Source organism: Saezia sanguinis (assembly GCF_963921665.1).
GTDB lineage: Bacteria > Pseudomonadota > Gammaproteobacteria > Burkholderiales > Burkholderiaceae_C > Saezia > Saezia sanguinis.
In genome coordinates, this window is sequence record NZ_CAWUGC010000020.1 from 79896 (window position 1) to 92469 (window position 12574).

Sequence of the window (12574 nt, forward strand, 5' to 3'; positions counted from 1 at the left end):
TGTCAAGCATGACAAGGGGTCGTATGACACCTTTGCCTTAAATTTCAACGTCGCGGTGGCAATCTTTGGAATAGATGTAGGTGAACGGTTCACGCCCCACACCATAAGATGCCTGTTTGCAGTACGGTCCAAACCAGATGAAGTCCTCTTTCTGGATCAGATACCAGTCGTCATCCAGCAGGTAGCAGCCCTGGCCTTCATACACATAGGCGCCATGCTCCTGCACGTGTGTTTCAATGATGTTGTGGCTGGCACCCGGATCAAAGCTCAGCACATGCATGTTCATGTCAAAGCATTCTTCAATCGGCAGCAAATCTTTGATGTGCACATTGGGCATGCCGTCGTAATCGGCCCAGGCAATATCGTTGGTGTTGCCAAACACAATGTAGGGCTCCAGCCCGCCCGGATGCGGCACATAGCGCTGTTTGTACAGCAGGATGCGGCCAGCCTTGTGGTTCACATTTTCAAAGTCGATGCCCACACCAGCCGGTGCATAGGCATAGCCACCCTGTTTGAGCACTTTGGTTTCATTTCCGAGTTTGACTTTCAGCTCTGCTTCACCATCAAGCAGATAGATGAAAGACTCTTCATGCGGTTTGGCACCGTAGGTGATGGTGGTTTTCGCGTTAGGGCCCAGTGTCCCGATCAGCTGGATAAAACTTGCACCCATTTTTGGGGTGGCCAAAATGGTCATCTTGCAATCCACAATGCCCGGAATCACATTGATTACCCGGCCATCAGGGGAAATGATTGCAAAATTGCCATGCTCAACGACGGAACGGTTTTTCAACAAACCCTCTGGATAACCTGGCATATCTATTCTCCTTTTCAATCGATACAACAAATACCTATTTGTTAAAGAGAAATGTACGCCTGGGGGGGCGTTTACTCGATAGCCCGCAGCGACAACCGCCTGTCTTTGCACGACAAAAAGAAAAACCGGTGTTTTTACCGGCAGAAAACAAGGAAAACCACGAAAAACCGGCGCTGGCAAGTGCATGACAGGTATATGGCAGACACATGGCAGATACAGTCAGGCAGCACGAGATATATTCAATCAATCAAATGCGCGCGTGACAGATAGAGACAGATAGATATAGATATGCGGGGATGTATGACACGCAGGCACAACCGAGGAACTGTGTGCTGTGTGCTGCTGGAGAAAATACATGTCCGGCATCAGCCCCCTGATGCCGTTAATAAGAACATGCCAGCTCAAACCGTTTTAAACATGGCAGCGGTTCTGATCAGAATATGGCTGGTCAAAATGCGGTTGCCCAAATTCTGCATGGGCCCGTCATGAGCCAAGGGGAAAACAGGCGGCTGACACCTTCAGGCATGGCAAAAATACCTGCTCTCTGCCCACAGGCTCACACCATCCGGGCAGGTGACAGAAACTTCTAAACACACTCAAACTGTTTGTCAATAGCCCAAAATACCCTCTTTACAGCCAAAACGGGGGTGTATAACAGCTCAAAGGCCGAAAACGAAACGGAATTACAATAAAAGTTTCAAAAATCCCCTACTTATTTGATCTATATCAAATAAAAAGTGTATCTTGCACGCTACATGCTACTATAATCAACTCAACCGGCGCAAAGTGGTTTCAAAACCTTTCGTGATCATTTTCATTTCTCCGCTCTTTTCAGGTTGTTTTTAGCACATCAATAACTTCAACCTGTTTCGCATAACTGCAGTGTCGGCCAGGCTCATGTATTTTTTGCATGGGCCGTTTTTCTTTTTGTCTTTCTGTGTGTGTGCTGCGCATCCCGCGATAACGTATACAAAAACCGGCTGCCTCCAGCCCGGATCATGCACACCCCCTCAGTTCCGACACCTCCTCAAACGCATCATGACCCGGCAGGTCTGAAACAGCGCAAAGCGGAAAAAAGGACGCGAACCGCCTTCAATGCAAAATACCAGTCTATTGCTCCTGCACGAAACTTCTGTGAAGTTTTCGTGAAGTCCCTGTGAAGCCTGACTGCCAACACAGACATCTGCTGGCACAGGCCCCGGGTTCATGCTAGCATCGTCAACACCATGGGAAACCACTCCCCCTGCCGCGTGCTCTTGGGCACGGATCTTCTGATTTTATGAATATGGCAGGTGGTTCTCTCCCCTCATCAAACAACCCGATATTGCAGAAAACCAAATAGCCCAATGAAACCTATACAACACGCTATTGCACTGATTTCGCTGAGCCTGGCGGCCATGTCCGTACAAGCGGCCCAAATCACCGCCTTGTCGCCACAGGGCGAAATTGCCCAGGTCAGGCAGGTTGCCGTCAAGTTTGATGAAGCCATGGTCCCGATGGGAGACCCGAACGCGACAGCGCCGCTGACATTGGCATGTGACCCGGCAGCAGTTCTGGAAAGCGGCCAGGGCCGCTGGGTGGACGAAAAAAACTGGGTGTTTGACTTTAAGAGCGATCTGCCCCCCGGTGTTAAATGTACCGCCAAAATCGCCGAAGACCTTCAAAGCGTTGCCGGTAATGCTTACAGCGGTCAGATCCATTACAACTTCAATACCGGCGGGCCGTTCGTGAAAACCATCCGCCCGTGGGAAGGCAACACCATTGCCGAAGATCAGGCCTTTATCCTGCGCCTGAACGGTGACGCCACCGCCCAGACCATCAGCCAGTATGTCTGGTGTGAATCGTCTGCGGTCGGCGAGCAGATTCCGGTCAACATCATCGAGGGTGATGAGCGCACCAAGATTCTGACGCACTTCGGCTGGGGCAAGGAAGCCACCGAACACCCGGCCCAGTATTGGGTACTGCAATGCCAGCAACGCCTTTCTCCCAATACAGCATTCAAACTGGTATATGGCCAGGGCGTTGCCACACCCACCAACATTACCAACAACATACAAAAAGTATTCAACTACACCGTACGCGAAGAATTCAAGGCCAATTTTTCCTGCGTGCGCGAAAATGCCCAGGCCGCCTGCATGCCGCTGGAATCCATGCGCCTGAACTTCAACGCCATGCTGCCGCTGGCCTTGGCTGAGCAGATTGTGCTCAAAGGCAGCAACGGACAGACCTACCAGCCCATCATCAGCGATAACGACCGCCAATCCGGCCTGGTTTATGGGCTATCGTTCCCCAAGCCCCTGCCTGAAGAAAGCACTTTTCAGGTCGTGCTGCCAGCCGACATTCAGGACGACAGCGGGCGCAAACTCGCCAATGCCGACCAGTTCCCGCTGAACGTGGCAACCGCCGAAATGCCGCCGCTGGCCAAGTTTGCAGCGGCTCCGTTTGGCATCGTCGAACTGTACGGCACACCCGATGCGCCACCCATGGTGCCGCTGACCGTGCGCCGGGTTGAAAACACGCTGGATGTGCTCGCACAGTCCATGCCCGCCAACCGGGGCACGGTTTCCAATGTCCGCCTGACCTCTGACAAAGAAATCATCCGCTGGCTGCGTGCAGTTGACATCTTCAACCGCGGCTGGATTGACCGCAGCGAAGCCACCAACCTGATGCCGCAGGCGCAGATACCGTCACGCGTCAACCCTGATAATGGCCGCGCAGAGTCCTGGGTGCCCACGCGTGAAATATCATTGCTCGCAGAGATAAACAGCGCCAAACCCATCGAACTGCCCCAAGAAGGTGACGGCCAGGGTGCCACACGCCCGTTTGAAGTCATTGGCATTCCGTTAACCGAACCTGGCTACCATGTGCTGGAAGTGGCCTCACCCGCACTCGGTGACGCACTGCTGGAGCCGGAATACGGCCAGCGCAACATGTATGTGCGCACCGGTGTACTGGTCACCAACCTGGCCGTGCACGCCAAAATCGGCCGGGAAAACTCACTGGTATGGGTCACCACGCTCAATGAAGGCAAGCCGGTACCCGATGCCGAAGTGCGTATTCTGGGCTGCAACGGCACTGAGTATTTCAGCGGCAAAACCGATGTGCAAGGCATTGTCAACATCGACGAGCAGCTTCCTGATGGCACATGCCCGGGTCGGCGCAACTGGGAGAAATTCCTGTTCATCAGCGCCCGCGCGGCAGATGAGAAAGCCCCCGGCGGCATGGACATGGCGTTTACGCTGTCCACCTGGGACCGGGGTATTGAATACTGGCGTTTCAGCTATCCGACCAATTTCAGCCCCAAAGCCAGCAGCGTTGCCACCACCGTGTTTGACCGCACGCTGCTGCGCGCCGGGGAAACCGTCTCGATGAAGCATTTCATCCGTGACCTGAACCTGGGTGGATTCACCCTGCCTGAAGGACGCCTGCCCGACATTGTCAAAATCATCCACCAGGGCAGCGGACAGGAAACCACACTGCCGTTGACGTGGGAACGTACCGGTGGCGGCCTGAGTGCATCCAGTGTCTTTGAAATTCCGACCACCGCCAAACTGGGCAACTACACCATTACGCTGGCACGCAAATCCGGCGGCGACTCTTACGACCGCTATTACACCGGCGGCTTCCAGGTGGAGGAATTCCGCCTGCCCGTATTTGAAGGCAGCATCAGTGTCAACACCCAGGGCGACAGCAAGGCGCTGGTCCAGCCCAAAGATGTACCGCTGGGGCTGCAGATCAATTACCTTTCGGGTGGCGGCGCGGCACAGTTACCGGTGCAGATTTCCGCTGTGGTACGCGAAACCGGCATCAGCTTCCGCGACTATGACCGCCGCTTTTCGTTTAACCCGCCACCGACAGGGCCATACCCCAGCCGTTCTTATGGCGACGAGGATTATGATGACGACTACAGCGACGAAGCCGCTTCATCGAGCGCAACAGGAGCAAAACTGATTGCCGACAAGCTGCCGCTGACACTGGACCGCAACGGCTCCGGGCAGATCACGCTCGCACAGATTCCTGTGGTGACCCGGGCTCAGGACCTGCTGGTGGAAGCCAGCTTTGCCGACCCCAACGGCGAAATTGTCACATTGCGTCGCAATGAAACCCTGTGGCCGGCAGCGGTTGTGGCAGGTATTCGCAACGATAACTGGGTTGCGGTCAAAAACAGCAACGTGACGCTGCAAGCCATTGCCCTGAGCACCGACGGCAAACCGCAGGCCGGTGTGCCGATGGAAATCCGGGCCCAGCAGCGCCTGATCACCAGCACGCGCAAGCGCCTGGTCGGCGGTTTTTACACCTACGACAGCCATACCGAGATCAAAGACCTGGGCACCATCTGCTCAGGCACCAGTGATGAGCAGGGGCTGCTGACCTGCACGCATAAGTTCGGCCCCAAACCTGAACAGCTTGCTGCCTGCGCCGAGGCATCCACCACCAGCGGTGTGACGGTTTCTGTCTGCCAGGCCACCGAAGGCGGGCAGATTGAACTGGTTGCCGTGGCAAAAGATGAAGCCGGCCGCACGGCCCAGGCGTTCACCTCATTGTGGGTTTTGAGCCGTGACGAACTGTGGTTTGGCGGCAGCGACAGCGACCGTATTGACCTGCTGCCGGAGCAACCCGAATACCGTCCGGGAGACACTGCACGCTTCCAACTGCGCATGCCGTTCCGTGACGCCACGGCACTGGTCACCGTAGAGCGTGAAGGCGTGATCGAAAGCCATGTGGTTCCTGTGAGCGGCAGCAACCCTACCATTGAGCTCAAAGTCGGCGAACACTGGGGTCCCAACGTCTACATCAGTGCTTTGGTGCTGCGTGGCCGCCTGCATGAAGTGCCGCTGTACAGCTTTTTCACCTGGGGCTATAAAAACACCGACCAGTGGTGGAATGACTTTCAGAACAACGCCGACTACGCGCCGCCGACTGCGCTGGTTGACCTGAGCAAACCGGCCTACCGGCTGGGGGTGGCAGAAATCCGTGTTATTGACCCGGCCTACCAGCTCAACGTTCAGGTAGCAACCGACCAGCCCAGCTATCAGGTACGCTCAACAGCCAAAGCCACCATCACCATCACACTGCCGGATGGAACGCCTGCGGCCCATGCCGATGTGGCGCTGGCCGTGGTGGATGAAGCACTGCTTGAACTGAAGAAAAACCAGAGCTGGGATCTGCTCTCGGCCATGCTGACACGCCGTTCTTGGGGTGTGCGCACCGCAACCGCGCAAATGGAGATCATCGGACGCCGCCATTATGGCCGCAAGGCACTGCCCGCAGGTGGTGGTGGCGGTGATGGCGGCGCCAGTGCGCGCGAACTGTTTGACACGCTGCTGGTGTGGAACCCCAGCGTCAAGCTGGATGCCAACGGGCAAGCCACCATTGATATCCCACTGAACGATTCCCTGACCACCTTCCGCGTGGTCGCCATTGCGGCGGATGGCAGCTCGCGTTTTGGCAGCGGCAGCGCCAAGTTCCGCAGCACGCAGGATCTGCAACTGATCAGCGGCCTGCCGCCGGTGGTGCGCAGCGACGACAGCTACCGCGCCGGCATCACGGTGCGTAACGCAACCGAGCAGCCGATGAAAGTGGATGTCAGCGCCACGGCCACCGGCCTGACGCTGGAGCCGATCACGCTTGAAATTCCGGCCAACTCGGCGCGTGAAGCGGTCTGGGACGTTACCGTTCCGGCAGAACTCGCCGGCATGTATCAGGGCCAAATGGCGTGGGAAATTAGCGCCAAAGACACCAGTACAGAAAAAGGCGCCACAGATGCCATCAAGGTCAGCCAGCGCATTCTCACCGGTGTACCCATCACGGTACGCCAGGCCACGCTGAAACAACTGGACGGCACGCTGGAGCTCCCGGTTGCACCGCCGTCTGACGGGTTGCCCGGCCGCGGCGGCATTCAGATCAGCATGGTGCCTCGCCTGGCCGAAGGACTGCCGGCGATTACCGACTGGCTCAACCGCTATCCTTACATTTGCCTGGAGCAGCGCGTTTCCGTTGAGCTTGGCACCCGCGACACCGCGGGCTGGAAAGCACTGGCGGCACGCATTCCCTCCTATCTGGATGAAGACGGCCTGGCCTATTACTACCCGCCGTCAGGCAGCATTTCACGTCGCGGCAGCGATATCCTTACCGCGTACATCCTTTCTTCTGCCGACGAAGCGTCCAAGCTCAATGCCGAACTGGCGCTACCAGCAGAAGTCAGCAAACTGATGCTGGCAGGCCTCGCTAAATTCGCCGAAGGCAAACTCCAGCGCGACTACTGGTCACCGCGTAAAGACCTGGATATGCGCCGCCTGGCTGCAATGGAAGCGCTCTCGCGCTACAACCAGTTCCACCCGCGCATGCTCAGCACCATCACTCTGGCACCCAACCAGTGGCCTACCACCAGTGTGATCCAGTGGCTGCAGATTCTGCAGCGCACACCATCCATTGCCAACCGTGACGAGCGCATGGCCGAAGCACAGCAGATTCTGCGTTCACGCCTGAACGTGGCCGGCACACGGCTGGGCTTTTCCACCGAAGAAAATGACTACTGGTGGTGGCTGATGTGGAACAGCGACCTGAATGCCGCCTACCTGTTGCTGGCCACATTGAACGATGACGGCTGGCAGGAAGACCTGCCCAAACTGGTGACCGGTTTTATTGCACGGCAACAAAACGGCGCCTGGCACACCACCACGGCCAACCTGTGGGGCAGCTTTGCACTGGAACAGTTCTCGCGCAAATTTGAACACCAGCCGGTGCATGGCCTGACCCAGATGCGTATGGTCGATGCCGACGGAAAAACAACCGGCTCCGGCACGGTTGACTGGAAACTGGTGCACCGCATTACCGATAATGCCATCGGCACCCATGCGCCAGGAACCAATGTAGCCTTTGGTGCGCCTTCGGCCGCAGCCTCGTTTGCCAATAATTCAGTGTTCATGGCGTGGCCGACACCACCGCAACAAAGCACCGTCATCCTGAACCAGGATGGCAGCGGCAAACCCTGGGCCACCATCCAGAGTCTGGCGGCCGTGCCGCTGAAAGCCCCCTTCTCGGCCGGCTACAGCATCACCAAAACCGTCACACCGATCGATGAGCAGGTGAAAGGCGAAGTCTCGCGCGGCGACATCTGGCGCGTGCGCATTGAAGTCAATGCCCAGACCGATATGACCTGGGTTGTCGTCAATGACCCGATCCCGGGCGGGGCCAACATTTTAGGCTCCGGGCTCGGGCGCGACTCTGAAATTGCCACCAGCACGCCCACACCGGCATCCGACAGCAACACAGGCAACAACTGGCGGGCCTGGCTTGCATATCAGGAGCGCGCGCAGGACGGCTTCAGGGCTTATTACCAGTTTGTTCCCAAAGGCACCTTCAGCATTGAATACACGGTACGGCTGAATAATGTCGGGACATTCATACTGCCGCCGACCCGGGTAGAAGCAATGTACGCGCCTGAAATGTTTGGAGAATCGCCCAACGCCAGTGTCACCATCAAACCGGCACCTGCCGCAGGCCATTAAACCGGCGGCCTGTTACACTGTGAAAACAGACATGCGTTCGTATAATCACCAACGCATGTCTGTTGGACTGCATTTTGACTGGTATTTTGATCATTAAACAGGTATTCGCGCCATCATGAAAACACTTCTTTCTTTGCTATCCAAACTTTTTGGACTGATCCTGGTGGCTCTGATCATCTTTGTTTCTTTCCTGCAACTGACCAAACCCGCCGTTCCCTCTTTTGAAAGCATTCAAAACCATTTTGAAAACAACTTTCGCAGTGGTATCGCACGCTGGGTTCCAGCAGACCAGATCTCAACTGAGCTCATGCACATGACCATTCTGGGCACCAATGGGTTTACTCCGGAGCGCAAAGCCGGTTGGTCAGATGGCATTGCGGGTTCTTTTTGCATCGAGCGCGGCTCCAACAACGGCCTTGGCTACAGCAATCTGGCATGGCGGGTCACCCGCGCCATGATCCAAACACAAAGCCCGATATCCATTGCAGACGACTCCAAATCCCTGCTCAACAAATTCAGCTTCTGCACATCGGTTGCCGATCTCGACCGGGCCTACACCTTTAATCAGTTGCTGGAAGTCTATTTCAACCTCTCACGCTATCACAGCGACATCATTGGCATCTCCACCGCATCCCAGGTACTGTTCCAGAAGCCTCCGATGCAACTCAACATTGTTGAATCGGCCATTGTGACCGCCCTGGCTGCAGCACCATATGCGTCGGAAGCCACCATTACTCAAAATGCCTGTAATCTGCTGCATGCCTCCTCCTACGTGCCGTCGCCCGAACAGGAGTGTGCCAAACTGACAACGCTGGTGGTGCGCGGTTTTGAGCGGGCACGTGTTTTTTCCAGACCCGCCCCGGCAAGCCCGGCAGAGCCTCCTGTGACAGCACCGGCCAACCTGCTTTAAAGCCCTGTTGATACATGGATGCATCCGGCATGCTGTGTCCCGCTGTACCGCCTGAATTTGCACAGGATGCCTTCACATGGTGAAACTGCTGATACAACTGGTACTTGCTATATTTGGGCTGGTGGTACTGGCGCTTATTGCGCTGGCCATATATGTCCAGTTCACCAAACCGCCATTACCGGCATTTGAGCAACTCAAAAACCAGTTTCATCCGAATGAAAATGCAGCGCTGAACCGGTGGGTCAACATTGAACACATTCCGGCTGAACTGCAGGCCATATACCTTGCAGAGACGAACGATCCCACTTTTTGGCAGCGTGAACAGCCAGGCTTACTGGAGGTGGTCATCAGCGGCACTTGTCTACTCTCTTTATGGCCAACAACGAGGGAAAACCCTGCTGGCTTTTACAGCAGAGTCTCCACCAAGACCGCCCTTCTTGTATATCGTTATCAGCACAACACTGTTATGCCTATAGATCGAAAAGGCAGATGGTTCTATGAATGTATACTGCCCGTAGACATTGAGCGTCAGTGGACAAAACAGCAGATCATCGAAGCCAGCTTCAACCTGAGTTTTTACGGTGCCCGCCTTAACGGGCTGTACGCCGCTTCGCACATTCTGTTTGAAAAAGAACCGCAACAGTTGACAACGCCTGAGTCTGCCATTCTGGTTGCCATCATGCGCACCCCTGTCAGCTGGCATGAAGAATCTGCGGTTCGAATTGGCTGCACAAGACTTGAGCAGGCCAGTATTCCCAATGCACAACAGCACTGCGCTGAACTGCCAGCTCTGGCGCATGCTGTCTATCAGCGTAGAGAAGCCTATATGGCACGTCCAGGCACTGCCAGCCCTGCCACACCGCCATCCATTCCCGGCATACCCGCTTCACCATGAACGCCACCCCTGCACCCAACACTCCCAAAACATCCGGCTGGCGCTGGTTCTGGCGCATCACACTGGGCCTGCTCAGTAGCGGCACGCTGGTGCTGGTGATTCTGCTGGCCATATTGCTGATTCAGGCACCCCCGTCACCAAGCTATCAGGAAGTGCGGCAGACATATCACCCGTCAGACGCTGTGCTGCTGGACCGTCATGGTGAAATACTGCACCGGCTGCGCGTCAACTTCAACGTCCGCCAGGGCACATGGACAGCACTGGCCGATGTTTCGCCGGCGCTGCAACAGGCACTGCTGGTATCAGAAGACAAAAACTTCTATACCCATAGCGGCATCGACTGGCTGGCTGCCATGGCGGCTGCCTGGAACAACCTGAGTGGCTCGCAAACCCGCGGTGCTTCCACCATCACCATGCAACTGACCGGGCTGTGGCACCCCGAGCTATCCTCCAGCGGCAACCGCACATTGTGGCAAAAACTGCAACAGGCTGTAGCGGCCAAAGCGCTGGAGCGCCATTGGCAAAAAGACCAGATTCTGGAAGCCTACCTGAACATGGTGCCTTTTCGCAGCGAGCTGGTAGGCATCAGCGCCATGTCTGAAGGCCTGTTCGGCAAAGCCCCCAATGGCCTGAACGCGCGTGAATCCGCCATCGCAGCCGCATTAGTCCGCGCCCCCAATGCTTCTGAAGCCACCGTGGCACGCCGGGCCTGCGCCATCCTGCACGCCATGCAGGCAGACAATGCCGAACAGGAGTGCACGACCCTGCCTGACTTTATCCGTGTGCGTTTCAACCTGCCGCGGCAAGCCCCCTCTGAAGGCATTGCACCGCATCTGGCGCAGCGCCTACTCAGCGCGGCGGCAGCTTCCAGCAACGACACACTGACCGTACAGACCACGCTGGATGCCCAGGCGCAACGCATTGCACTGAACAGCCTGCGCCAGCATCTGCTGGAAATTTCTGAGCAGAATGTGGAAGACGGTGCCGTCATCGTCATCGACAACGCCAGTGGTGAAGTGCTGGTGTGGGTAGGGTCGTCCGGCGCCGATATTTCACAGGCGGCTGAAATTGACGCCATCACCGCCATGCGCCAGCCCGGCTCCACACTCAAACCGTTTTTGTACGCACAGGCCATTGAACAGCGCCGGCTGACCGCTGCTTCACTGCTGGACGATTCAGCCGTTAACCTGAATGTCGGCAGTGGCCTGTATGTGCCGCAAAACTATGACAAAAGCTTCAAAGGCTGGGTCAGCGTGCGTACGGCACTGGCTTCGTCGCTCAATATCCCTGCGGTGCGCACACTGGTCATGATCGGGCCGGACGCCTTTTCACGCACACTGCTGGCGCTGGGCCTGCCGCTCAAGGAAAGTGGCGACTATTATGGCTACAGCCTGGCGCTGGGCAGTGCCGAGGTCACCCTCCTGACACTCACCAACGCTTTCCGTGCCCTGCCCAACGGCGGCCAGGTTGCTGCCGTGCGCTGGCTGCCGCTGCCTTCAGCCGCCCCGTTGGATACAGCGCCAGAGCATACGCCTTATACGTCTCATGCGCCTGACCAAGCGCCTGCCAGCCCCAACGCCACCCCACCGGCCAATCCACCAACCATCCCGCTTTATGCGCTGAACCTGCCCACGCATTCATCAGGCATCGGGCCACAGGCCGCATGGATCATTGGCTCTATTCTCTCTGACCGGGAAGCCCGCGTTCCCACCTTTGGCCTGGACAGTGAACTCAACACCCGCTACTGGAGTGCGGTCAAAACCGGCACCAGCAAAGACATGCGCGACAACTGGGCCATTGGCTACAGCCGCCGTTACACCGTTGGCGTCTGGGTCGGTAATGCCAGCGGCGCAGCCATGTGGGGCGTTTCCGGCACCAGCGGCGCTGCACCGGTATGGCGCGACGTAATGAACTTTCTCTACCAGCGCGACCTGGATAACGGCCACGGCGCCGACTGGGCCACTCCCCCTGCGCCCGAAGGCATCGTCAGCAGGCAGATTCATTACGAGCCGCCTCTGGAGCCGACGCGTACTGAGTGGTTCATTGCCGGCACCGAACGCGACGTCATTAAAACATCCGCCCTGGTCAGCCCGGCAGCACATGCGCTTGACCCCGATGCCCCGGCCCGCATTACATCGCCTGTATCAGGCACCATCATCGCCCTGGACCCCGACATACCACCTGCCAACCAGCGCCTGTGGCTGCGCAGCAACCACCCCGATGTCCGCTGGCAGATCGGCGACATCGTCATTGCCGAAGGCGCCAATGCCGCGTGGCTGCCGGTGCCCGGGCACCACCGCATTACCCTGGTCAACCGTCATAGCGGCCAGGAGCTTGATAGCATCCAACTGGAAGTACGCGGTGCCAGCCTGAACCCAACGCCTCCCTGATACAGGCCATACTTTTTTTGAAACTGTACCGCAGGGCAACTGTGCTGCAACGGC

Annotated in this window: 5 protein-coding genes; 4 read left to right on the forward strand and 1 reads right to left on the reverse strand. The window is 56.9% G+C overall.

Features of this window, described 5'->3' with window-relative positions; all coding sequences use genetic code 11:
- Positions 1-37 precede the first annotated feature (37 nt).
- Positions 38-814 carry a (S)-ureidoglycine aminohydrolase gene (allE, locus tag AACY98_RS14730; protein WP_126980571.1) on the reverse strand — a complete coding sequence of 259 codons (777 nt, stop codon included), beginning with the start codon at positions 812-814 and terminating at the stop codon, positions 38-40.
- Between the two features lie 1346 nt (positions 815-2160).
- Here allE and AACY98_RS14735 point away from each other — a divergent pair.
- From AACY98_RS14735 to pbpC, 4 genes are all read left to right on the forward strand, one after another.
- A complete protein-coding gene (locus AACY98_RS14735; protein ID WP_339806237.1) occupies positions 2161-8325 on the forward strand; it encodes an MG2 domain-containing protein in 6165 nt (2054 codons plus the stop codon).
- Positions 8326-8440: 115 nt separating this feature from the next.
- Positions 8441-9235 (forward strand): transglycosylase domain-containing protein, encoded by a 795-nt coding sequence (locus tag AACY98_RS14740; RefSeq protein WP_339806239.1) that lies wholly within the window; start codon positions 8441-8443, stop codon positions 9233-9235.
- Positions 9236-9311: 76 nt separating this feature from the next.
- Positions 9312-10130 carry a transglycosylase domain-containing protein gene (locus AACY98_RS14745; protein ID WP_339806241.1) on the forward strand — a complete coding sequence of 273 codons (819 nt, stop codon included), beginning with the start codon at positions 9312-9314 and terminating at the stop codon, positions 10128-10130.
- Positions 10127-12520, forward strand: a complete 2394-nt coding sequence (gene pbpC / locus AACY98_RS14750; protein ID WP_339806243.1) for a penicillin-binding protein 1C — start codon at positions 10127-10129, stop codon at positions 12518-12520. Before AACY98_RS14745 ends, pbpC begins: the two co-directional genes overlap by 4 nt.
- Positions 12521-12574: the final 54 nt, after the last annotated feature.